Source organism: Mycobacterium sp. DBP42 (genome assembly GCF_005924235.1).
Taxonomy (GTDB): Bacteria; Actinomycetota; Actinomycetes; order Mycobacteriales; family Mycobacteriaceae; genus Mycobacterium; species Mycobacterium syngnathidarum.
The window spans coordinates 23,170-44,675 of sequence record NZ_VCMY01000045.1; the positions used below are offsets into that span (position 1 = coordinate 23,170).

General features: G+C 67.6%; 23 protein-coding genes. 12 read left to right on the top strand and 11 right to left on the bottom strand.

Annotation, left to right across the window (positions count from 1 at the left end):
* Nucleotides 1-42: 42 nt before the first annotated feature.
* Nucleotides 43-969: a 3-methyladenine DNA glycosylase gene (locus E0T84_RS26855; protein WP_138746020.1), complete on the bottom strand. Its 927-nt coding sequence runs from the start codon at nucleotides 967-969 to the stop codon at nucleotides 43-45.
* 63 nt (nucleotides 970-1,032) lie between these two features.
* Complete coding sequence (locus E0T84_RS26860; RefSeq protein WP_138746021.1) at nucleotides 1,033-2,106, bottom strand: zinc-binding dehydrogenase; 1,074 nt, start codon at nucleotides 2,104-2,106, stop codon at nucleotides 1,033-1,035.
* A gap of 132 nt (nucleotides 2,107-2,238) precedes the next feature.
* Here E0T84_RS26860 and E0T84_RS26865 point away from each other — a divergent pair, with 132 nt between their 5' ends.
* Nucleotides 2,239-2,853, top strand: coding sequence for a TetR/AcrR family transcriptional regulator (locus E0T84_RS26865; RefSeq protein WP_138746022.1), 615 nt, complete (start codon nucleotides 2,239-2,241; stop codon nucleotides 2,851-2,853).
* Nucleotides 2,854-2,862: 9 nt separating this feature from the next.
* Here the strand turns inward: E0T84_RS26865 and E0T84_RS26870 are convergent, their stop codons facing one another.
* The 6 genes from E0T84_RS26870 to E0T84_RS26895 form a co-directional block, all read right to left on the bottom strand.
* Nucleotides 2,863-3,915, bottom strand: coding sequence for a hemolysin family protein (locus tag E0T84_RS26870; protein WP_070186496.1), 1,053 nt, complete (start codon nucleotides 3,913-3,915; stop codon nucleotides 2,863-2,865).
* Nucleotides 3,908-5,275 carry a hemolysin family protein gene (locus E0T84_RS26875; RefSeq protein ID WP_138746023.1) on the bottom strand — a complete coding sequence of 456 codons (1,368 nt, stop codon included), beginning with the start codon at nucleotides 5,273-5,275 and terminating at the stop codon, nucleotides 3,908-3,910. Before E0T84_RS26875 ends, E0T84_RS26870 begins: the two co-directional genes overlap by 8 nt.
* Nucleotides 5,276-5,514: 239 nt before the next feature.
* Nucleotides 5,515-6,951, bottom strand: coding sequence for a GuaB1 family IMP dehydrogenase-related protein (locus E0T84_RS26880; protein WP_070186494.1), 1,437 nt, complete (start codon nucleotides 6,949-6,951; stop codon nucleotides 5,515-5,517).
* 100 nt (nucleotides 6,952-7,051) lie between these two features.
* Complete coding sequence (gndA, locus tag E0T84_RS26885; protein WP_138746024.1) at nucleotides 7,052-8,506, bottom strand: NADP-dependent phosphogluconate dehydrogenase; 1,455 nt, start codon at nucleotides 8,504-8,506, stop codon at nucleotides 7,052-7,054.
* Between the two features lie 51 nt (nucleotides 8,507-8,557).
* Nucleotides 8,558-9,529 (bottom strand): M56 family metallopeptidase, encoded by a 972-nt coding sequence (locus E0T84_RS26890; protein ID WP_070186492.1) that lies wholly within the window; start codon nucleotides 9,527-9,529, stop codon nucleotides 8,558-8,560.
* A gap of 14 nt (nucleotides 9,530-9,543) precedes the next feature.
* Complete coding sequence (locus tag E0T84_RS26895; RefSeq protein WP_070186491.1) at nucleotides 9,544-9,960, bottom strand: BlaI/MecI/CopY family transcriptional regulator; 417 nt, start codon at nucleotides 9,958-9,960, stop codon at nucleotides 9,544-9,546.
* Nucleotides 9,961-10,182: 222 nt separating this feature from the next.
* Here E0T84_RS26895 and E0T84_RS26900 point away from each other — a divergent pair, with 222 nt between their 5' ends.
* From E0T84_RS26900 to E0T84_RS26935, 8 genes are all read left to right on the top strand, one after another.
* Nucleotides 10,183-10,953 carry an iron reductase gene (locus E0T84_RS26900; protein ID WP_070946157.1) on the top strand — a complete coding sequence of 257 codons (771 nt, stop codon included), beginning with the start codon at nucleotides 10,183-10,185 and terminating at the stop codon, nucleotides 10,951-10,953.
* A 156-nt stretch (nucleotides 10,954-11,109) separates the two neighbouring features.
* Nucleotides 11,110-11,511, top strand: a complete 402-nt coding sequence (locus E0T84_RS26905) for a PaaI family thioesterase (RefSeq protein ID WP_070946158.1) — start codon at nucleotides 11,110-11,112, stop codon at nucleotides 11,509-11,511.
* Between the two features lie 60 nt (nucleotides 11,512-11,571).
* Complete coding sequence (locus E0T84_RS26910) at nucleotides 11,572-11,874, top strand: urease subunit gamma (RefSeq protein WP_070186488.1); 303 nt, start codon at nucleotides 11,572-11,574, stop codon at nucleotides 11,872-11,874.
* A gap of 9 nt (nucleotides 11,875-11,883) precedes the next feature.
* A complete protein-coding gene (locus E0T84_RS26915) occupies nucleotides 11,884-12,198 on the top strand; it encodes an urease subunit beta (protein WP_070946159.1) in 315 nt (104 codons plus the stop codon).
* Complete coding sequence (locus E0T84_RS26920) at nucleotides 12,195-13,916, top strand: urease subunit alpha (protein WP_138746025.1); 1,722 nt, start codon at nucleotides 12,195-12,197, stop codon at nucleotides 13,914-13,916. Before E0T84_RS26915 ends, E0T84_RS26920 begins: the two co-directional genes overlap by 4 nt.
* Nucleotides 13,917-14,552 carry an urease accessory protein UreF gene (locus E0T84_RS26925; protein ID WP_070946161.1) on the top strand — a complete coding sequence of 212 codons (636 nt, stop codon included), beginning with the start codon at nucleotides 13,917-13,919 and terminating at the stop codon, nucleotides 14,550-14,552. It begins immediately after the preceding gene.
* Nucleotides 14,553-14,584: 32 nt separating this feature from the next.
* Nucleotides 14,585-15,271, top strand: coding sequence for an urease accessory protein UreG (gene ureG / locus E0T84_RS26930; RefSeq protein WP_070186484.1), 687 nt, complete (start codon nucleotides 14,585-14,587; stop codon nucleotides 15,269-15,271).
* Nucleotides 15,271-15,918, top strand: a complete 648-nt coding sequence (locus tag E0T84_RS26935) for an urease accessory protein UreD (protein WP_138746026.1) — start codon at nucleotides 15,271-15,273, stop codon at nucleotides 15,916-15,918. The genes ureG and E0T84_RS26935 overlap by 1 nt, the downstream gene beginning before the upstream one ends.
* On the opposite strand, the gene E0T84_RS26940 is transcribed toward E0T84_RS26935, so the two are convergent.
* The 3 genes from E0T84_RS26940 to E0T84_RS26950 form a co-directional block, all read right to left on the bottom strand.
* Nucleotides 15,915-17,288: an NAD(P)/FAD-dependent oxidoreductase gene (locus tag E0T84_RS26940; RefSeq protein WP_138746027.1), complete on the bottom strand. Its 1,374-nt coding sequence runs from the start codon at nucleotides 17,286-17,288 to the stop codon at nucleotides 15,915-15,917. The genes E0T84_RS26935 and E0T84_RS26940 overlap by 4 nt on opposite strands.
* A 98-nt stretch (nucleotides 17,289-17,386) precedes the next feature.
* Nucleotides 17,387-18,313 carry an LLM class F420-dependent oxidoreductase gene (locus E0T84_RS26945; protein ID WP_070186481.1) on the bottom strand — a complete coding sequence of 309 codons (927 nt, stop codon included), beginning with the start codon at nucleotides 18,311-18,313 and terminating at the stop codon, nucleotides 17,387-17,389.
* Between the two features lie 18 nt (nucleotides 18,314-18,331).
* On the bottom strand, nucleotides 18,332-19,006 hold the full coding sequence (locus tag E0T84_RS26950) for an SDR family oxidoreductase (RefSeq protein WP_070946163.1): 675 nt from the start codon (nucleotides 19,004-19,006) through the stop codon (nucleotides 18,332-18,334).
* Nucleotides 19,007-19,182: 176 nt separating this feature from the next.
* Between E0T84_RS26950 and E0T84_RS26955 the strand changes: the two genes are divergently transcribed.
* The 3 genes from E0T84_RS26955 to E0T84_RS26965 all read left to right on the top strand — a co-directional run.
* Nucleotides 19,183-19,977: an ABC transporter permease gene (locus E0T84_RS26955; protein ID WP_138746028.1), complete on the top strand. Its 795-nt coding sequence runs from the start codon at nucleotides 19,183-19,185 to the stop codon at nucleotides 19,975-19,977.
* Nucleotides 19,974-21,074 (top strand): sulfate/molybdate ABC transporter ATP-binding protein, encoded by a 1,101-nt coding sequence (locus E0T84_RS26960; protein ID WP_138746029.1) that lies wholly within the window; start codon nucleotides 19,974-19,976, stop codon nucleotides 21,072-21,074. The genes E0T84_RS26955 and E0T84_RS26960 overlap by 4 nt, the downstream gene beginning before the upstream one ends.
* Nucleotides 21,075-21,312: 238 nt before the next feature.
* Nucleotides 21,313-21,506: alanine and proline-rich secreted protein Apa (locus E0T84_RS26965; protein ID WP_249383755.1), on the top strand; the 194-nt coding region annotated here is incomplete at its 3' end.

A 21,506-nucleotide genomic window follows, 5' to 3' on the forward strand; every position in this document is an offset into this window, starting at 1 on the left:
GCCTGCCGTTTATCCAGCTTACCCATTGGTAACGTCGGCCTTTCAGCCGTCCAGCCTGCTGAGCAACAGCTCACACCGGTTTGCCAGAGTGACCCGCAACGGAGCCGCCCGCTCGGCGATGCGCTGTTGGGCCCTGACGTATTCGGCACGCCCGGCCGGTGTTTCGATGGCGATCGGCTCGAAACCATACTGCTTCAAGTCGTATGGGCTGGCACACATATCGAGTGCCCGCGCGTCGGCCGCGAGATCGAGCGCATCCAGCACCAACTCCGACGGCACCAGCGGGCCGAGCTTGTAGGCCCATTTGTAGGTGTCCATCGCGGCATGGATACAGCCGGGCTGTTCGGTGTCGATCTGCTGTTCGCGGCTCAGTTGCCGGTCATTGCGGCCGACGGCGGCGTCGGTGAAAAAGCGGAACGCATCGAAGTGGCTGCATCGCAACGGCATTGACTCGACGACGGCATCGGTCCCGGCCGAGCCCAGGCGCAGGGGAACGCGGTCGTGGCGCAGCTGCGGAGTTCGGTACACCATGGCCCATTCGTGGAGGCCGAAGCAGTTCATTCGGGGCGCCCGCGTCGCGGTCGCGCGCATCAACCGCGCGACGAAGCCGACGGTCTCGGCACGGGAACGCAGATAATCGGCCCGCACCGTGACACCGTCGCGGTGCCGGCCGTATCCGGTGCGTTGCAGGTATTCCGCGGCGCGCTCACCGGCGAGCACCACCCCGAAACCGGGATGCCATCGCCGCAGCTGCCGGGGGCGCAGGCTGTAGTAGGTGAACAGGAAATCCCACACCGGATGCGGTTCTCCGGCGTGTTGGCGGCGCAGGTGAGGTGTGAGGAAGTCGTCGGCGCGGCGCTGGTGTGATTCTGCTCGGGACGCCCAGTCGGGGGCCGCCAAGACCTCGTCGGCTTCGGCGGCACCCGGCAGGGTCAGTCCAGTCGCGCCAGATCCAGCGCGCCCTTCCATGTCTCCTCCAATGGGTGGCCCGTCGCCGCCGTGCGGCTCGAGCCTACCTGTGGAGGTGAGGGCTCAATCGTGTGCGCCGGTGGTGACCACCAGGCGGCCCGTGGTCTGGCGCGCCTGCATCCGCTCCAGTTGTGCGGGCAGGTCGGCCCACGCCACCTCGGCGCCGATCACGGTGCTGATCGCGCCGGTGCGCAGCATTTCCAGCAGCTTGACGTGAGCGTCGAGCCCCTCGGAACGGGCGGGCCAGTTGAATCCGAGGGTGCGACGGACCGCGAGCGGGTCGGTCACGTAGACCAGGCAGACCCCGCACACGTCGAAGTTGCCGTAGGCGATGGGCCGCGGCGAGATGTAGTCACCGTCCTCCAGCGCGATGTCCTCGGCGAATCCCGCCATCAGATGCCGGCCGTTGAGGCCCATGCAGCGGAAGGTGGCGGTGGTGACGCTGCCGCCCACGGCGTCGAACGCGACATCCACGCCGCGGCCGTAGGTGAGGTCCATGACCTGCTCGACCCAGTCACCGTTGCGGTAGTTGACGGCGTGGTCGGCGCCGAGCTGCCGGCAGAACTCGAGCTTCTCGTCGCTGCCCGCGGTGGCGATCACCCGCGCACCGAGCGCCTTGCCGAGCACCAGTGCGCCCGACCCGGTTCCGCCGGCCGCCGCGTGCACCAGCAGCGTCTCGCCGGGCTTGAGCCGGCCCCGCTCCTTGAGTGCGAACCAGCCCAGATGGAACGGATAGTGCAGGGCGGCGCCGTCGCCATCGCTGATCCAGTCCGGGAGCTCGAGCGCGGTTGCGGCGTCGACGATGGCGTATGAGGCATACCCGCCGAAGGCCATCGACGGGATGCCCACGATGCGCCTGCCCACCAGGTGCTCGGCGCCGAGGCCGGCGCTCTCGACGACGCCGACGGCCTCCATACCGGGGATGAACGGCGGCTGCAGCGGCATGGTCGTGTAGCGGCCCTGGATCACGTCGATGTCGTTGAAGTTCAGGCAGAAGGCCCGTACAGCCACCCGCACCTCGCCAGGGCCCGGCGCCCGGACTTCCACGGTCTGACGTTCCAGGACCTTCGCCGGATCACCGAGCGCGGTGGCCACCCATGCTTCAGCCGAAATCGGCTTGGTTGCAGTCTCGTTCACTGGTCCTCCATCACGGATTTGTTGTTACACTATGTAACAACAAATCTGGCACCATGGCAATAGGTGGTGACGGCACCGCGACTGCGCGGTGTGCCAGACTCGGCTGACCGCCCGGCGATGTGAGGAGACAGCGTGGACACACCTGCCGGCAGTCGCCATCGGCGGCAGGGATCACGCCCGGACCCGTCGATCGACGAGGCGGTGCTGGCCACCACCCGGAAGCTGCTGGTTGACCGCGGCTACGCGGCGACATCCATCGACCTGATCGCCACCACCGCGGGCGTCAGCCGGCCGACCATCTACCGCAGATGGAAATCCAAGGCCCTTCTGGTCCACGAAGCGGTATTCCCGGATCTGGACCCGGCCGCGCCCAGCGACGACATCGCCGCCGAGATCACTCGGCTGTGTCGCGGCGCCTACCTACTGTTCCGCGATCCCGCTGTGCGCGAGTCGATTCCGGGTTTGCTGACCGAACTGCGTGCGGACTCCGGCATCCGCCGGCTGATGACCGAGCGGCTCGACGCTGCCGCGCGCACCCAGCTCGCGTCGCTCGTGGACGACGCTGCCGCACAGGGACTAGCCCGCCGGCACCTCGATGTCGACACGGTCATGGATGCGATCGGCGGGGCCGCCATGTACGCCGTGTGCGTGCGGGGGATCGATGACACAGAGGAAGCGGTCCAACGTGCGGCCACCGATCTGGCCGACCTGATCCTGTGTGGGCTGCTGGCCCAACCAGCCGGATAGGCCCGCCGCTCAGATCCGGTGCGTGCCGTCACGCACCGTGCCGACCAGATCCTCGACCAGGTCCTCCAACGCCACCATCGCGGTCACCGTGTCGTCGGCTCCCGTCACCAGAGCGAGGTGGCTGTTCGTGCGCCGCATCCGCGACAGCGCGTCAGGCAACGGCGTCGAGGCCGGGATCCGAGGCAGCGGACGCACCATGGACAGGTCCAGCACCGTATCTGGGTCGTTGATGTGCGGCAGCACATCTTTGATGTGCAGATAACCGATGAACTCGCCGGTCGAATCCGCCACCGGGAAGCGGGAGTAACCGGTTTCGGTGAGGGCGCGCTCCACATCGCCCACGGTCGGCCCGGAAGAAGGCGCCGCCGTCCGGATCGCGTGAATGTTCTTCAATGGCATCGCGACATCGCTGACGGTGCGGCTGCGGGTCTGCAAGGCCCGGGTGAGCCGGCCGTGCTCCTCGCTGTCGAGCAGGCCTTCAGATACTGACTCGGCGATCATCTCCGACAGTTCGACGGTCGACACGGCCGATTCGAGCTCGTCCTTGGGTTCCACCCGGAACGCCCGCAAGGTGGCGTTGGCACACCAGTTGTAGAACGCGATGAACGGCCGGGCCGCCCGGATGTAAACCAGGTAGGGCGGGATCAGCAGCATCGCGGCGGTCTCGGGGCCGGCGATGGCGATGTTCTTCGGCACCATCTCGCCGAGCAGTACGTGCAGGATCACCACGATCGCCAGCGCGACGAAGAACGAGACCGTGTGCAGCACGGCATCGGTCACCCCGACCAGCGCGAACGGTTTTTCCAACAGATGCGCGACGGCCGGTTCGCCCACGCGGCCCAGCAGGATCGAACAGATCGTGATGCCCAGCTGAGAGCCGGCCAGCATCAACGAAAGGTGCTCGCCGGCCCGAATCACGGTGACCGCGCTGCGTTTACCCTGTTCGGCCAGTGCCTGCAGCCGGTCCCGGCGGGCCGAGATCAGCGCGAACTCCGCGGCCACGAAGAACGCGTTGGCCGCCAACAGCAGCACAGTCAACAGCACGCCGAGGATGTCACCCATGGCCGGTCTCCCGATTGCCGAGGCTGGTCAGTTCGAGCAGGTCGATCCGGCGGCCGTCCATCCGCACCACGGTGGCCAGCCAGTGCGTCGGCTTGTCGGGATCTCCGTCGGGATCGAAAGCCGTGAGCTCCACGGATTCGCCGGGCTCTGGTATGTGCCCGAGTTCCTGCAGGACCAGACCCCCGATGGTTTCGTATTCGCCTTCGGATGCGCGGAATCCGGTGCCCGTCGCCACCTCGTCGATCCGAAGCAGCCCGGACACCTGCCAGCCTTCTCCGGCCGGCACCACATCGGGCGTGGCGTCGTCATGCTCGTCGCGCACGTCGCCGACGATCTCCTCGATCAGGTCCTCGACCGTCACCATGCCCGCGGTGCCGCCGTACTCGTCGACGACGAGCGCGGTTTGCAACCCGTTCGCCCGGATCTGAGTCATCACGGCATCGCCGTCGAGCGTGGACGGCACCGTCGCCACCGGCAGTGCCAGTGCGGCCAGCCGGGTCTTGTCCCGGTCTTCACGCGGAATCGTGAAGACCTGCTTGATGTGGACGACGCCGATGGTCTCGTCGAGGTCGCCCTCCACGATCGGGAATCGGGAGTAGCCGGTGCGGATCGCGGCGTTCATCAGGTCGATCACCGAACCGCCCGCATCGAGGACTTCGATCTTGGAGCGCGGGGTCATCAGTTCCTCGGCGGAACGCTCGCCGAACTGCAGCGAGCGGTGCACCAGCAACGCGGTGGACGGGTCAAGCGAGCCGCTGCGGGCGGAATTGCGCACCAGCGACGCCAGCTCCTGGGCCGAGCGTGCCGACCGAAGTTCTTCGGCCGGCTCGATGCCCAGCCGGCGCAGGATCCAGTTGGCGGTGCCGTTGGTCAGCCGGATGACCGGGGTGAACAACATCGAGAACAGCAGTTGGGGCGGTGCGGCGGCGCGGGCGGTCGGCACCGGGCGGGCCACCGCCAGGTTCTTGGGGACGAGCTCGCCGAACACCATCGACAGCGAGGTCGCGATGAGCACCGCAAGAAACAGGGACAACCCACCAGCGAATCTGGCGGGGATGCCGAGGGCGTCGAGGCCTGGCCGGATCAGCTCTCCGACGACCGGTTCGGCCAGATAACCGGTGGCCAGGGTGGTGATGGAGATACCGACCTGGGCCCCGGAGAGCTGGAAGGACAGCGTGCGGTGCGCGCGGCGGACCATGTGGTCACGGCGGTCGCCGGAGCGGGCGTTGGCCTCCACCGTGCTGCGCTCGAGTGCGGTCAGAGAGAACTCGGCGGCCACGAACACCGCGGTGCCGAAGGTGAGCAGGACGATCGCCAGGATCGACAGCAAGGACAGAATCACGTCCGTCGAGCCGCCCATCAGGTCCTCACCAGTGCTGCGCCGGGCCCGGGGCCCGGCTGACTAGAAGGGGGGTCGTCAGCTTCGGCGCTGAGAAGTGACTGATTTTCCACCCGGAAGGCCGGTTCAGAACCGGAGGCCTCGGTGGGTGCCTGCGGCACGTGAACCCTTTCGTTCGATCTGATCGAGCGGGCCGACGTGCGGTACGACACCGGCCACTCGCTGTACTCAGGACCCCAATAGTATCGCGACCCGGCCGATTACCAGCCCGTCGGTAGCGGATGCCCCTCGGCGAATCCGGCGGCCGACTGCACCCCGAGGACCACCTTCTCGTGCAGCTCGGCGAGGTTGGTGGCGCCCACGTAGGTGCAGGTGCTGCGCACTCCCGAGGTGATGTGATCGAGCAGGTCCTCGACACCGCCACGGCCTGGGTCCAAGCTCATCCGAGACGAGGAGATGCCCTCCTCGAACAGGGCCTTGCGGGCCCGGTCGAACTGGCTGTCCCCGCCGGTCCGGGCGGCCACGGCGCGCTTGGAGGCCATGCCGTAGCTCTCCTTGTACGGGCGCTCCTCCCGGTCGTGCAGCAGATCGCCGGGCGACTCGTAGGTGCCGGCGAACCAGGAGCCGATCATCACGTTCGACGCCCCCGCGGCAAGCGCCAGTGCCACGTCACGCGGATGCCGCACGCCGCCGTCAGCCCACACATGGGCGCCGAGTTCCTTTGCCGCAGCGGCACATTCGACTACCGCGGAGAACTGCGGCCGGCCCACGCCGGTCATCATCCGGGTGGTGCACATCGCTCCGGGGCCGACGCCCACCTTCACGATCGACGCGCCGGCTTCGATGAGGTCGCGGGTGCCTTCGGCGGAGACCACGTTGCCCGCCGCCAGCGGCAGGCCGAGATTCAGGGCGGCCACCGTCTTGATGGCGTCGAGCATCTTGACCTGATGACCGTGGGCGGTGTCGATCACCAGCAGGTCCACGCCGGCCTCGGCCAGCGCGCGGGCTTTCGCCCCCACGTCGCCGTTGATGCCCACGGCCGCGGCGGTACGCAGCTTTCCGGCTGCGTCGACGGCGGGCGGGTAGATGCCGGCCCGCACCGCAGCGGTGCGGGTCAGCACTCCGGCCAGCGAACCGTCTGCCTCGGTGAGCACCGCGAGGTCGATGGGAGCGTGCTCGAGGAGGTCGAACACCTTCCTCGGGTCGGTGCCCACCGGCGCGGTGACGAAGTCGGGCACCGCCACGTCACGGATCCGGGCGAACCGGTCCACCCCGGAGCAACCGGACTCGGTCACCAGCCCGATCGGGCGCCCCTCGAACACCACCACCGCAGCACCGTGCGCGCGCTTGTGCAGCAACGCCGTGGCGTCGGACACCGAGTCGTCCGGACTCAAGGTCACGGGCGTGTCCACCACCAGGTCGCGGCTCTTGACGAACTGAACCGTCTCGGCGACCACGGTGCTCGGCAGGTCCTGCGGCAGCACCACGATGCCGCCGCGCCGGGCGATGGTCTCGGCCATCCGCCGGCCCGCCACCGCCGTCATGTTCGCCACCACCACCGGGATGGTGGTGCCGGATCCGTCGTTGGTGGACAGGTCGACGTCGAACCGCGACGCCACCTCCGACCGTCCCGGGACGACGAAGACGTCGTTGTAGGTCAGGTCGTACGGCGGGATGTGTCCGTTCAGAAACCTCACACCCCAGAGTCTAGTGGCGCGGGTTCTCCCGGCGAGCAGACGCAAACTCGCACGTTTGCGGACGAATTTGTGCGAGTTTGCGTCTGCTCGCGCTGTGAATCTAGGCAGGCACTTCGCTGCGGTCGCCGCTCCAGAGGGTGTGGAACTTCTGACCCGGCTCGGCATCGGTGCGCCCATAGGTGTGCGCGCCGAAGAAGTCGCGCAGCCCCTGGGTCAGCGCCGCGGGCAGCCGTTCGGTGCGCAGCGCGTCGTAGTAGGACAGTGCCGAGGCGAAGCCGGGGACCGGGATACCCAGCTGGGTGGCGGTCACCACCACGCGCCGCCAGCTGTCGATCCCCGCCTCCACCGCGCTGCGGAAGTACGGGGCGGCCAGCAGCGTGGCCAGATCGGGCTCAGCGTCGAATGCCTCTTTGATCCGGTTGAGAAACTTGGCCCGGATGATGCAGCCGCCACGCCAGATGGTGGCCATGTCACCGGGGGTGATGCCCCAGTTGTACTCGGCACTGCCCGCCTGGATCTGGTTGAAGCCCTGGGCGTAGGCGATGATCTTCGAGGCGTACAGGGCCTGGCGAATGTCTTCGGTGAACTGTGCTGCATCCGTGGGCTTTTCACCGAGATCGCCGGAGGCCAGACCGGTGGTGGCCTTGCGCTGGGGTACCGAACCCGACAGGGCGCGGGCGAACACCGCCTCGGCGATGCCGGTCACGGGCACGCCGAGGTCGAGGGCGGACTTGACCGTCCAGCGTCCGGTGCCCTTCTGCTCGGCTTCGTCCACGATCACGTCGACCAGGGGCTTGCCCGTCTTGGCGTCCACCTGCCTGAGCACCTCGGCGGTGATTTCCACCAGGTAGCTGTCCAGGTCACCCTTGTTCCACTCGGTGAAGACATCGGCGATCTCGGGCGCGGACTTGCCCAGACCGTCGCGCAGCAGCTGGTAGGCCTCGCCGATGAGCTGCATGTCGGAGTACTCGATGCCGTTGTGCACCATCTTGACGAAGTGCCCGGCCCCGTCGGGTCCGATGTGGGTGCAGCACGGCACACCGTCCACGTGGGCAGAGATCTCCTCGAGCAGCGGGCCGAGCGACTTGTAGGACTCGGCGGGCCCGCCCGGCATGATCGACGGGCCGTTGAGCGCGCCCTCCTCGCCGCCGGAGATACCCGCACCGACGAAGTGCAGGCCGCGCTCGCGGACAGCCTTCTCCCGGCGGATGGTGTCGGTGTAGAGGGCGTTGCCGCCGTCGATGATGATGTCGCCGGGCTCCATGGCATCGGCCAGTTCGTTGATCACCGCATCAGTGGGATCGCCGGCCTTGACCATGATGATCACCCGGCGTGGTTTCTCCAGGGCATCGAGGAATTCTGCGATCGTCTCACTGCGCACGAACGTGCCTTCCGAACCGTGTTCGGCCAGCAGCGCATCCGTTTTGGCGACCGAGCGGTTGTGCAGGGCGACGGTATAGCCGTGGTGGGCGAAGTTGCGAGCGAGATTGGAGCCCATCACAGCCAGGCCGGTGACCCCGATCTGTGCCGTGCCGGAAGTGCTGGTTTTGCTCATGCAGCAGCCTTTCGTTGTTTTGTTGTAGCTGAACGCCTGTTGTGCAGAGCGTTATCCGAGTCCGGAGAACAGGCGGTGAAGCTCGGTGAGCCAGGGGACTGCGACGGCGATGGTGGGCACCACCAGGACGGCGGCCGCGGTCAGGTAGGCGGTGACGGCCATGGCCACGCTGTTGGGCTTGCCGCCGAGACGCCGCACCCGGATCACGGTGGTCGGCCCACCGGCGGCCAGCGCACCGGAGGGTGTGCGACCGTTCGCGCAGGCGACCAGGGCCCGGGCCAGGGGGGTGGGGCCGGCGGTGCGTACCGCGGCGTCGTCGGCGAGCAGCTCGATCAGCAGGCGGACCGCGTCCAGCGCATTGGCACTGCGCACGAACCGGGGGAAGGCGGCGTGGACGGCGGTGAACATCTCAAGCACCAGATCATGGCGGGCGCGCAGATGGGCCCGCTCGTGGGTGAGGATCGCGGCGACTTCGTTGTCGGCCAACGTGGTCAGTGTTCCCTCACTGACCACGACGCGACTGCGGACGCCGGGCAGACAGTAGGCGAGAGGCTGCGCGACGTCGAGGATGCGCAGCCCGTCGCCGGCGAGCGGGCGGTGAGCCGTACAGAGGTGGGTCGGGACCGCATCGCGCGACTTGCTGAGCAGGTCGACCATCATGCGGTGATGGGCGCGGCGGCGACGCGTGGCCACCGCCACCTGGATCACGGCCACGCACAGCCGACCGCCGATGAACAGCGTCAGGGTGAACACCACGACGAGCAGCAGCCACAACGGCCAACCGAGAGCCTCTATCTCGCTGGTGATGGTGGCCGTGGGCCGACCGTCGGGGCCGGGTACGAACAGGCGGCTCGCGATCGCGATACCGGCCGAGAACGCCGACAGCACGGCGGCCAATGCGATCGACTGCCACAGGACGATTGCCGCCCGAGGGGCGCGCAGTGGCCAGGACGAACGGGCCAACACCGCGGGCACTGGCCCCACCAGGGCCAGTGCGAGGAGGGTGAAGGCCAGCGCGGACACGCCGTAAGTCTCTCTCAGGCAGTACCGGAATTACCAGCCGGTGGGGGCAGGTGGTGTTTGTTCTCCAGTTCAGCAAGGGCCCGACGCAGGGCCCGGGCTTCGTCGACGCCGACTCTCTCGACGAAATGAACCAGTGCGGCCTGGCGGCTGCCCGAGTCCGCGGCCTGATCGAGGGCATCGACCATCAGTCCGGCGACCAGCTCGTCGCGCCCATGGGTGGGTGCGTAGCGGTGCGCGCGGTCATCGCGGTGCTGCACGACGAGGTTCTTCTTCGCCAGTCTTTGCAGCACGGTCATGATCGTGGTGTAGGCCAAGTCGCGGCGGGCGGCCAGCGCCTCGTGGACTTGGCGCACTGTTTGGGGTTCGGGTGCGGACCACAGGTGATCCATCACCTCGCGCTCAAGCTCCCCGAGACGCGTCAATTTGGCCATGTTCCGTTCTCTCCTGAGCAGTAACGCCAGCGTACTACGGGCTTACTACCGCGCGTCGTATCAGTTTGGCGTCGGTGGGCGGACCTGCGTGTACTGCCGTTTAGGGCGAGGTCAGCGCCATATATGGGGTCTGCTGTGAATCGAGTCACAGGGGGTAGCTCTCGTCGTGCACGTGACTATAGTAAGGCTAACCTAAGTGAAACTGGAGCCTTCGGAGGTGGCATGACGGTCTTGATCGACGACCCGCTGATCGCGGGCATGGCCATCGAGCGGACGCTGCCGCTGCATGAGTCGAGCCGGCGCCTGCGCGAGCTGTACCCGGAATGTCCCCGGGTCTACGGCGTGGCCGTGGTGGGCGACTTGTCGCGGCGGCGGTGGTGGCCGCTGGCCGAGGCGTTGTCCGCGGATCGGTTGCACGGCATGTTCGACGCCGCGATGGCCGAGACGGGCAACCGCGCGGCCGTCGCCCAGCAGTTGGCCGCGACCTTCATCCATGTGGTGATCGGCCGGGTGGTGCCGCTGTTGGCGCTGGAGGGACGCGCCTGGGACACCGGCCTGGAGAACCTCTGGGTCCATGTCGATTCCGAGGGGGCGATCGATTGGGTGGGTGTTGTCGATCCGACGCTGCGATGCCTGCCGGGAGATCCCTATTACTCGGGCCGCGCGGCCCGGATCGCCAGCGCGAGCCACGACGGGATCGTCGCGTTGCCCAGCGAGGCCGCGCTGACCACCTGGGTGGCGCACCGCAGCCATCGTGCACTGGAGCCGCTTTTCTCCCGGCTGGTCGAGATCAGCGACGGCGCCATGTCGGCGGCAGCCATGTGGCACCTGGTGGGGGCGGCGGTTGTCGGCGCGGCAACCCAGGTCCCGCTGCTCGCCGGCTCCAGTGAGGTGGTCAGCATGCGGCGCAGCCAGGCGGTACTCGACGCCCTGGTCGGATTCGGCCTGCCGGTCCGGGGCTCGGGCCGGGCCGGGAAGGTCTTGCTTAATTAGGGTAGCCTTGCCTAGTATGGAACTACGAGACCAACGGACCGTGCCGGAGTCCTGAGGGCTGCAGAGACCCCCGGTCCGCTCGAGGGCGGGTCCCGCGTGTTACACGCGGGACCCGCCCGCATCTTTGTGGCAATACGGCGTGTAGACACGAGGACTGTGACCACTGATTTCACCGAACAGCTGGGCCAGGGATTCGACTCCGAACTGGGCCTGACCTATCTAGAGCTCACCCCTGACGGCGCCCGCGCACAACTGACCATCCACGACAAGCTGTTGCAGCCGTGGGGCATCGTGCACGGCGGCGTGTACTGCTCGATCGTCGAAAGCCTGGCCAGTGTGTCCGGCCATATCTGGCTCTCGGAGAACGGCGGCGGCACCGTGGTCGGCGTCAACAACAACACCGATTTCCTGCGTGCGATCGGGTCGGGGACGGTTACTGCGATCTCTCAGCCCATCCACCGAGGCCGGCGTCAGCAGTTGTGGCTGATCACGATCACCGACGAAAACGGCAAACTCGTGGCCCGCGGACAGGTGCGGCTGCAGAACATCCCCGAGTAGCCCACCGGGCGCGACTGTGAGCGCTGCCGAACCTCGCTCGTCATGGCAGGATCGCCCACTATGCGTTTGACCCCGCACGAGCAGGATCGTCTGCTCATCTCCTATGCCGCGGAACTGGCGCGGCGCAGGCAGGCTCGCGGCCTGCTGCTCAACCATCCGGAAGCCGTCGCAGTGATCACCGATCATCTGCTCGAAGGTGCCCGCGACGGTCGGACGGTCGCCGAGTTGATGGTGAGTGGACGTGAAGTGCTCACGCGCGAGCAGGTCATGGAGGGAGTGCCCGAGATGCTGGACGACGTGCAGGCCGAAGCCACATTTCCGGACGGCACCAAGCTGGTCACCGTGCACCACCCGATCGCTTGAGGCATCCCTGTGATCCCCGGTGAGATCGTGTTCGGTGACGGTGATATCGCACTCAATGCCGGTGCGCCGCGGTTGACGCTCGACGTCGTCAACACCGGTGACCGGCCGGTACAGGTCGGCAGCCATGTGCATCTGCCGCAAGCCAACTCGGCTCTGGAATTCGACCGGTCCGCTGCCCGCGGGCACCGGCTCGACATCCCGGCCGGAACCGCGGTTCGCTTCGAACCCGGGATAGCCCAACAAATTTCACTTGTTCCGCTCGGCGGTACGGGTGAAGTTCACGGCATCAGTCTCGACCCGCCCGGCCGATTGGGAACCACATGACCGAATTGACCAGGGCCCGCTACGCGGCGCTGTTCGGCCCCACCACGGGGGACCGGATCCGGCTGGCCGACACCGACCTGTTCATCGAGATCACCGAGGACCGCAGCGGAGGCCCGGGCCGAGCCGGTGACGAGGCGGTGTTCGGCGGCGGCAAGGTGCTGCGCGAGTCGATGGGCCAGTCGAGGGCCACCCGTGCCGACGGGGCACCCGACACCGTCATCACCGGCGCGGTGATCATCGACCACTGGGGAATCATCAAGGCAGACGTCGGGATCCGCGACGGTCGCATCGTGGCCATCGGCAAGGCCGGTAACCCCGACATCATGACCGGTGTGCACCCGGGCCTGGTCGTCGGACCCTCGACCGAGATCATCGCCGGCAACGGCCGGATCCTGACCGCCGGGGCCATCGACTGTCATGTCCACCTGATCTGTCCACAGATCTTGGAAGAGGCGCTCTGCAGCGGCATCACCACGATCGTGGCCGGCGGCACCGGCCCGGCCGAGGGCAGCAAGGCCACCACGGTCACCCCGGGCGCCTGGCACCTGGCCAGGATGCTGGAATCCCTGGACTCCTGGCCGCTCAACGTCGCGTTGCTCGGCAAGGGAAACACCGTCAGTTCCGACGCGATGTGGGAGCAGTTACGCGGTGGCGCAGCGGGATTCAAGCTGCACGAGGATTGGGGCACCACGCCGGCTGCCATCGACGCCTGCCTCACGGTCGCCGAAGCCGCCGGCGTGCAGGTCAACATCCACACCGACACCCTCAACGAGGCGGGTTTCGTCGAGGACACGCTGGCCGCCATCAAGGGCCGCGGCATCCACGCGTATCACACCGAAGGCGCCGGTGGCGGACACGCACCCGACATCATCACCGTCGCCGCGCACCCGAATGTGCTTCCCAGCTCGACCAATCCGACTCGTCCGCACACGGTCAACACCCTCGACGAGCACCTCGACATGCTCATGGTGTGCCACCATCTGAACCCGAGCGTGCCCGAGGACCTGGCGTTCGCCGAGAGCCGGATCCGGCCGTCGACGATCGCGGCCGAAGATCTGCTCCACGACATCGGGGCCATCTCGATGATCGGCAGCGACTCTCAGGCCATGGGCCGGGTCGGTGAAGTGGTGCTGCGGACTTGGCAGACCGCGCATGTGATGAAGCGCAGGCGTGGCGCTCTCGACGGCGACGGAGCAGCCGACAACAATCGCGTCCGCCGATACGTCGCGAAATACACCATCTGCCCGGCCATCGCGCACGGCCTCGACGATGAGGTCGGTTCTGTCGAGGTCGGCAAGCTCGCCGACCTCGTGCTGTGGGAACCGGCATTCTTCGGGGTCCGCCCGCACGCGGTGGTCAAGGGCGGCATGATCGCCTGGGCCGCGATGGGTGACGCCAATGCTTCCATCCCGACCCCGCAGCCGGTGTTGCCGCGGCCGATGTTTGGCGCGGCCCCGGCCACCGCGGCCGCCACATCGGTCCACTTCGTCGCACCGCAGGCGATCGAAGACGGCCTGGCTGCACGCGTGGATATTCGCCGGAAGTTGGTCGCGGTCAAGAATGTTCGCCGCGTCGGCAAGGCGCAGATGCCGATGAACGACGCATTGCCACGCATCGAGGTCGAGCCGGACACCTTCACGGTCCGGATCGACGGGCAGGTGTGGCAGGAGCAGCCCGCGGTCGAACTGCCCATGGCCCAACGATATTTCCTGTTCTAGATGAGCAGCCTGGCGACGCTTCTGACCCTGGCCGACTCACGGTTGCCGACCGGCGGTCACGTGCACTCCGGCGGTGTCGAGGAGGCAATCACCAGCGGTCTGCTGACCGACCTCGCCACGTTGCGCGCCTTTCTGATCCGGCGGCTGCGGACCAGCGGGAAGGTGGCCGCCTCGATCGCGGTGGCGGTCCGTAGCGGAACCCTCGACCCCGAGTACGCCGACGCCGAAACCGATGCTCGCACACCGGCTCCGGCGGCCCGCGAAGCCTCGCGTGCCCAGGGGCGCGGATTGGTCCGGCTGGCGCGCCGGGTGTGGCCACAGCAGTCGTGGGACGCGCTCGGGTCCCGGCCTCACCTACCGGTCGCGGCCGGGACCGTTGCGTCTGCCGCCGAGCTGGATGACGGCCAGACCGCGCTGTCGCTGGTGTACACCACCATGACCGGATCGGCCACCGCCGCGCAGCGGCTACTGGCATTGGACCCCGCCGATGTCGCGGCGCTGACTTTCGAGCTCTCCGGGCTGTGTGACGCGGTGGCGGCCGAGGCGGTCACCGGGCTGGCAGATCTGTCCGACCCACTGCTCGACGTCCTGGCGCAGCGCCACACCGAACGAGACCGGCCGTTGTTCGTCTCGTAACCCACCTCTGTCACATAACCGAAAGGTCCACCATGCCACCGCATTTCCTCGACGGCGAACCCCACACCCACGTCGACCGGCCCAAGCGGGTGCGTCGGCCCGGCGAGCCGCTGCGCATCGGCGTCGGCGGGCCGGTCGGGTCCGGCAAGACCGCACTGGTGGCCGCGCTGAGCAGGCAGCTGCGTGACGAGTTGTCGCTGGCGGTGTTGACCAACGACATCTACACCACCGAGGACGCCGACTTCCTGCGCAGGCACGCGGTCCTGCCCGACGAGCGGATCGCCGCGGTCCAGACCGGAGGCTGCCCGCACACCGCGATCCGCGACGACATCACCGCCAACCTCGACGCGATCGACGACCTGATCGAGGCGAACCCACCGTTGGACCTGATCCTCGTCGAGTCCGGTGGCGACAACCTCACCGCCACGTTCTCGTCGGGGCTGGTGGACGTGCAGATCTTCGTCGTCGACGTGGCCGGGGGAGACAAGGTGCCGCGCAAAGGTGGGCCCGGCGTGACGTACTCGGACCTTTTGGTGGTCAACAAGACTGATCTGGCGCCGCTGGTGGGTGCAGATCTGGAGGTGATGCGCCGCGACGCCGCCAAGGCCAGGGGGCAGCGGCCGACGGAGCTCATCTCGCTGACCGCGGATCCGACCGCGGGTCCCGTGCTGGCCTGGGTGCGCGAGCAGCTGACGCTTGCCCAGCCCTCGCCGGCCTGATGCACGCGCGCGTGGTGATTGCCGCCTCGCCGGGGCGGTTACCGCGGATCGAGGCGCGCGGTGGGCTCGCGGGGCGCTGCACCGAGCCCGATACGGTACATCTGGTCTCCACGGCTGCAACGCCGCTCGGCGGCGACACCCTCACGGTGCGGTTGGTGGTGGAATCCGGTGCACGGCTGCGGATCCGTACCGCCGCGGCCACCATGGTGCTGCCCGGCGGCCGCACAGTGCAGTCGGCAGCGCATTGGGAACTCGAGATCGCCGGTAGTTTGGACCTGGATCCGCAGCCGACCGTGGTGGCCGGTGGCTCGGTCCATCACACCGACACGCGACTGCAACTCACCGAGTCAGCGTGGGTGCGGATTCGTGAGCGGGTGCAGGTCGGCAGATCCGGTGAGCGCGACGGGTTCTGGTCGTCGGCAGTGCACGCCGACATCGGCTCGGCGCCGTTGCTGCGTCATCGCATCGAACTCGGTCACGGAGCCGTGGGGGACGACATACTCACCGCGCCACGGGCCTGCGTCAGCGAACTGCGTTATCCGGCAACCTCGTTCGAGGCCGCCGGATCCATTCTGGCGCTGGCTCGGGGCGGCAGCCTGGCCACCTGGCAAGGAGACCGGCTACCACCGGAAACCGAGGTGGGCTAGGAGGCCGCTCTCTCGGTTTCCTGCACGGAAGCCGCGATCTCCTCGAGTTCTTCGATCCTGGTGCGGGCGTACGCCTGCTGTTCGGTGATGGTGAGCTGTCCGCGCTTGGTGCTCAGGAACGTCACACCCCAGGACAACAGGGTCACCAGCTTGGTCTTGAATCCGACCAGGTACACCAGGTGCAGCACCAGCCAGCACAACCAGGCGAAGAACCCGGCGAACTCCAGCTTGCCGACTTTGGCCACCGCCGAGAACCGCGACACCGTGGCCATCGAGCCCTTGTCCCAGTATTCGAACGGCGACCGGATCTTGGGGCTGGTACCGGCGACTTCGCGCTTGATCAGCTTGGCCGCGTACCGGCCACCCTGGATCGCGCCCTGGGCGACGCCGGGCACCCCGTCCACGGCGGCCATGTCACCGACGACGAACACGTTCGGATGGCCCGGCAACGTCAGGTCCGGCTGCACCTTGACCCGACCGGCCCGGTCGAGCTCGACCCCGGACTGCTCGGCGAGATCTTTACCCAGCGGGCTGGCCGAGACACCTGCCGACCACACCTTGCAAGCCGATTCGATGCGGCGGATCGTGCCGTCGGAATCTTTGACGGTGAGCCCGTTTCGGTCGACATCGGTGACCATGGCGCCGAGCTGAACTTCGACCCCCATCTTCTCCAGACGTTCCCGCGCCTTGCAGCCGAGCTTCTCACCCATGGGCGGCAGCACTGCCGGTGCGGCGTCGAGCAGGATCACTCGGGCCTCGGTCGGATCGATGTGGCGGAAGCTGCCGTGCAGCGTCTGATCAGACAATTCGGCGATCTGCCCGGCCATTTCGACACCGGTCGGACCAGCGCCGACCACGGTGAAGGTCAGCAGTTTGGCGCGGCGCACCGGATCGCTGGAACGCTCGGCCTGTTCGAACGCGCCGAGGATACGGCCGCGCAGTTCCAGCGCATCGTCGATGGACTTCATACCGGGAGCGAACTCGGCGAAATGATCGTTGCCGAAGTAGGACTGGCCGGCCCCGGCGGCGATGATGAGGCTGTCGTACGGGGTGGAGTAGGTGTGGCCGAGCAGCACCGAATCCACGGTCTGCTGCTCCAGATCGATGTGAGTGACGTCGCCCAACAACACCTGGGCATTCTTCTGCTTGCGCAGGATCACGCGGGTGGCCGGCGCGATCTCGCCCTCGGAGATGATGCCGGTGGCCACCTGGTACAGCAGCGGTTGGAACAGGTGGTGGGTGGTGCGGGCGATCAGCTTGACGTCGACGTCGGCACGCTTGAGGGTCTTGGCAGCGGTGAGACCGCCGAAACCCGATCCGATGATGACTACTCTATGCCGATCCGATGCCGTAGCTCCGGGATGGCTCATTGCTGCTCCTCGCGGACGTGTTTGCCACTCGTAATAACAATCAGGTTAGTCGGCACGATTCCCGCCTGTGCGGCGAGATGGCCAACCGACCCGAGTGTTTACCCGGATATCAGTGGTTTCAACTCTTCGGCCACGGCGGTGATGCCGCCGGGTACGTAGCCACCCATGGTCACCGGACTGAGGATGACCCCGTCGACCCCGGTGTCGAAGAGCCTGGTCTTGAGCTGTTCGGCGATCTGCGCGGCGCTGCCGAACACCGCGCGCTGCTGGAAATCGGGCGGTATGGCGTCGGCGGTGAACTGCTCGCCGATCAGGGCGACCACCAGCATGCTGGTCTCCAGGGTCGCCGGGTCCCGGTCGATCTGTTCGCACTGCTGCCGGATCACGTCGAGCTTGCGGGGCAATTCGTCGAAGCCCGCGATGATGTTGAGGTGGTCGAAGTGCCGGGCCGCCAGCGGGATGGTCTTCTTCTCGCCGCTGCCGCCGATCATCAGCGGGATGTGGTCGCGGAAGCGCGGTTCGGCGAAGGCCTCCTGGGTGCGGTAGTAGGTGCCGCTGAACGTCGCGCGCTTGCCCTCGAGCATCGGCAAAATGATCTGCAGTGCCTCATCGAGCTTCTTGAATCGCTCGGTGAAGGTGCCGAATTCGAAGCCGAGGCTGTCGTGTTCGAGTTCGAACCAGCCGGTTCCGATGCCGAGAACGGCCCGGCCTGCGCTCACCACGTCGAGGGTGGTGATGGCCTTGGCCAGCAGCGTCGGGTTTCGGTAGGTATTGCCGGTGACCAGCGTGCCGAGCTGCACCTGCTGTGTTGCGGAAGCCAGCGCACCGAGCGCGGTGTAGGCCTCCAGCATCGGCTGGTCGGGCGTGCCGAGGCCAGGCAGTTGGTAGAAGTGGTCCATCACGAACACCGAATCGAACCCGGCCGCCTCGGCCTCGCGGGCCTGGGCGATGACGGTCGGGAAGAGTTCGGAAACGCCGGTGCCGTAGGAAAAGTTGGGGATCTGGAGTCCGAGTCGGATTGTCACTTCTCCGACCCTAGCGCGCTATCCCAGAGTTGCCATCGAACCACGGCTGACGTGCATCGTCTGTCCCGTGATGTGGCGAGCCGCCGGAGTGCTCAAAAACACTGCAAGGCGGGCGAATTCGTCAGCAACCGACGGCGGCGTGGCGCCCAGGCCGTCGTAGCCCGGATCGGCGGACAAGCCCGGGGCGACGGCGTTGACGGTGATTCCGCGGGTACCGAAGTATGCGGCCTGACCGGTGGTCCAATCGGCCAGCGCCGCCTTGACGGCAGCTTCGGCACTGCCCTCACGCGGGCTCGCGGGCACGATGTTGATGATCGAACCGCCCGAACGCAGGTGGTCGCCGACGATCTGTACGGTCAGCGCCGCCGAGACCACGGTGGCATCGAGCGCGTTGCGCCACGCGGTGGCCAGGTCGGTGAGGGTGAACGTGCGGGGATCCTTGGCCTCGAACAACGGGGCCGGGACGTTGACCAGGGTGTCGAGGTGGTGGGGGAACAGCGTGCGGGCACTCTCGAGACTCGCGGGATCGGTGTTGTCGAACACGATCGACGCGACGTCGAGTTGCTTGGCGGCCAATTCCAGATCCTCGCGACGGGCGCCGGCGATGACCACGTTGTGGCCCGCGTCGAGGAAACCCGCCGCAATGGTGCGGCCGAGTTCAGTGTCGCCGCCGGTGACCAGCACCTCCGCCATGATGTACCTCCATGTACCCGGGATCGCCGCACCGGACGGGGCGACCAACGGCCAATGTTACTGGACAGTAGCTAGGACAGGAAACTCGACGCGCCAAACGCGGGCTCACATAAGGTTGCGGAGATGATCCGACCCAGCGCTCTCACCTGCGTCGGCACGGTCCGTGAGGTCGCATTGTGACGATTCCGCCACGGCTACCGCGCTGGACATATTTCCCGGCCGTGGTGGGCGCGATCTTCGTCGTGCTGCCCCTGGTGGCGATGGTGGCAAAGGTGGACTGGCCGCGATTCGGGTCGCTGATCTCCAGCCCGTCGTCTACCGCGGCACTGAAGCTCAGTCTGCAAACCTCCCTGGCCAGCACGGTGCTGTGCGTGCTGTTCGGGGTGCCGCTCGCGTTGGTGCTGGCCCGCACCGACGGGCCCGTCACCCGGATCGCCCGACCGTTGATCTTGCTGCCGCTCGTGCTGCCGCCGGTGGTGGGCGGCATCGCCCTGCTGTACGCCTTCGGCAGGCTCGGCCTGGTCGGCCGGTACCTGGAGGGGGCCGGGGTGCAGATCGCTTTCACCACGGTGGCGGTCGTGCTGGCGCAGACGTTCGTGTCGTTGCCGTTTCTGGTCATCTCGCTGGAAGGCGCGGCCCGCACCGCCGGCACCGAATACGAGGTGGTGGCCTCGACGTTGGGTGCCACGCCGGCAAAGGTGTGGTGGCGGGTGACCCTGCCGCTGCTGGGACCGGGCCTGATGTCGGGAGCCGTGTTGGCCTTCGCGCGCGCCCTCGGGGAGTTCGGCGCCACGCTGACGTTCGCCGGATCGAGGCAGGGTGTCACCCGGACCCTTCCGCTGGAGATCTACCTGCAGCGCGAAAGCGACGCCGACGCCGCCGTGGCGTTGTCGGTGCTCTTGGTCGCGGTGGCGGCCGTGGTGGTCATCGGGCTGGGCAGCCGTCGGCTGCGGGCGGGTGGTTGGACATGACGCCGGAGATGATGCTGCAGGTGCGCGCTGTCCTCGAAAGCCGCCGCCTGGACCTGGAATTCGGTGTTGGGGCCGGCCAGGTGCTGGCGATACTGGGCCCCAACGGGGCGGGCAAGTCGACCACCCTGCATGCCATAGCCGGATTGGTCGGCCTGGACGCCGGACACATCCGGGTGGGCGATCGGGTGCTGACCGACACGGCGGCGGGTGTCCAGGTGCCCACGCATGCCCGCCGCGTCGGGCTGTTGTTGCAGGACTCCCTGTTGTTCCCGCATTTGAGCGTTGCGGCCAACGTGGCTTTCGCTGCCCGCAGCGGAGGCCGGTTGGGTCGGCGTGCCGCCTACGCGACCGCTCACCGGTGGTTGGCCGAGGTCGATGCCACTGATCTGGCCCACCGCCGGCCACGGCAGTTGTCTGGGGGACAGGCTCAGCGGGTCGCCCTGGCCCGGGCCTTGGCCGCGGACCCCGCGGTGCTGTTGCTCGATGAACCCATGGCAGGTCTGGACGTGGCGGTGGCGGCATCGATGCGCAAGGTGCTGCGGCGGGTGCTGGCACACGATGGCAGGTGTGCGCTGCTGATCACCCATGACTTGCTCGACGTACTGACCCTGGCCGACCGCGTGCTCGTGGTCGATGGGGGCAGGATCGTCGAAAGTGGTTCTGCTGCAGAGGTGTTGGCGGCACCGAAGAGTCCCTTCGGCGCCCGATTCGCCGGGGTGAACCTGATCAGCGGTACGGCGGGCGGACCTGGCGTGGTGACCACCGAGTCGGGCTCGAAGTGGCACGGTACGGCGGCGGCTGAGGTGGCGCCCGGTGTGCCGGTGGTCGCGGTGTTCTCGCCGGCATCTGTCGCGGTGTACCGCCACGAACCGCATGGGAGTCCGCGCAACACCGTGGCGGTGACGGTCGCCGAGCTCGACAGCCGCGGGCCCGGCATCCGGGTGCGGGCCGACGATCAGTCCGACGGCGCACCGGGCCTGGCTGCTGACATCACTGCCGAGTCGGCCGCCGAGCTGGGCCTCGCACCGGGGGACACGGTGTTTTTCTCGGTGAAGGCCCAGGAGGTCGCGGTCCACGCCGCGGGTGCGGGAAGTTGAATGGCCTGAGGCGGTAACGCCCGCGCCCGCGCATCCGAATCACGGGTTGAGGGTGTCGACACCGCGGGTGGCGAAGGTGGGTTGCCAAGCCCGGCGTGGCGCCCGGCGCACTCGTGTGCCAGCAATCAGGCAAGCTGCCGTTCAGCTGCAGATATCCCATCTGTCGCAATCATACTTTTTGGCACTCTAAGAGCAACTCACACTTGCGTCACGGCCGTAACACGGTAGTTTCTTCCCCATGGACGAGTCGGATGCGATGTCACATCGGCGCAGAGGTCTGTCGAAGAAGCTGGCGCTGGTTGCGATGACCGGTGCGACCGCCGCGGCCGTTGCGCTGCCCGCGGTGGCCCATGCGGATCCCGAGCCGGTGCCCCCGCCCCCGCCGGCCCAGATCTGGCCGTTGGGCTTGTTGGTATCGGTGAACTTCACCTC

What these genes read in the sequence shown, in the direction of transcription:
- E0T84_RS26935 (WP_138746026.1), top strand. Translation starts at nt 15,271, where the DNA reads ATGCACGCGCGCGTGGTGATTGCCGCCTCGCCGGGGCGGTTACCGCGG.
- E0T84_RS26925 (WP_070946161.1), top strand. Translation starts at nt 13,917, where the DNA reads ATGAGCAGCCTGGCGACGCTTCTGACCCTGGCCGACTCACGGTTGCCG.
- E0T84_RS26895 (WP_070186491.1), bottom strand. Translation starts at nt 9,960, where the DNA reads ATGGCCAAATTGACGCGTCTCGGGGAGCTTGAGCGCGAGGTGATGGAT.
- E0T84_RS26855 (WP_138746020.1), bottom strand. Translation starts at nt 969, where the DNA reads ATGGAAGGGCGCGCTGGATCTGGCGCGACTGGACTGACCCTGCCGGGT.
- ureG (WP_070186484.1), top strand. Translation starts at nt 14,585, where the DNA reads ATGCCACCGCATTTCCTCGACGGCGAACCCCACACCCACGTCGACCGG.
- E0T84_RS26870 (WP_070186496.1), bottom strand. Translation starts at nt 3,915, where the DNA reads ATGGGTGACATCCTCGGCGTGCTGTTGACTGTGCTGCTGTTGGCGGCC.
- E0T84_RS26875 (WP_138746023.1), bottom strand. Translation starts at nt 5,275, where the DNA reads ATGGGCGGCTCGACGGACGTGATTCTGTCCTTGCTGTCGATCCTGGCG.
- E0T84_RS26950 (WP_070946163.1), bottom strand. Translation starts at nt 19,006, where the DNA reads ATGGCGGAGGTGCTGGTCACCGGCGGCGACACTGAACTCGGCCGCACC.
- E0T84_RS26960 (WP_138746029.1), top strand. Translation starts at nt 19,974, where the DNA reads ATGACGCCGGAGATGATGCTGCAGGTGCGCGCTGTCCTCGAAAGCCGC.
- gndA (WP_138746024.1), bottom strand. Translation starts at nt 8,506, where the DNA reads ATGAGCAAAACCAGCACTTCCGGCACGGCACAGATCGGGGTCACCGGC.
- E0T84_RS26940 (WP_138746027.1), bottom strand. Translation starts at nt 17,288, where the DNA reads ATGAGCCATCCCGGAGCTACGGCATCGGATCGGCATAGAGTAGTCATC.
- E0T84_RS26900 (WP_070946157.1), top strand. Translation starts at nt 10,183, where the DNA reads ATGACGGTCTTGATCGACGACCCGCTGATCGCGGGCATGGCCATCGAG.
- E0T84_RS26910 (WP_070186488.1), top strand. Translation starts at nt 11,572, where the DNA reads ATGCGTTTGACCCCGCACGAGCAGGATCGTCTGCTCATCTCCTATGCC.
- E0T84_RS26920 (WP_138746025.1), top strand. Translation starts at nt 12,195, where the DNA reads ATGACCGAATTGACCAGGGCCCGCTACGCGGCGCTGTTCGGCCCCACC.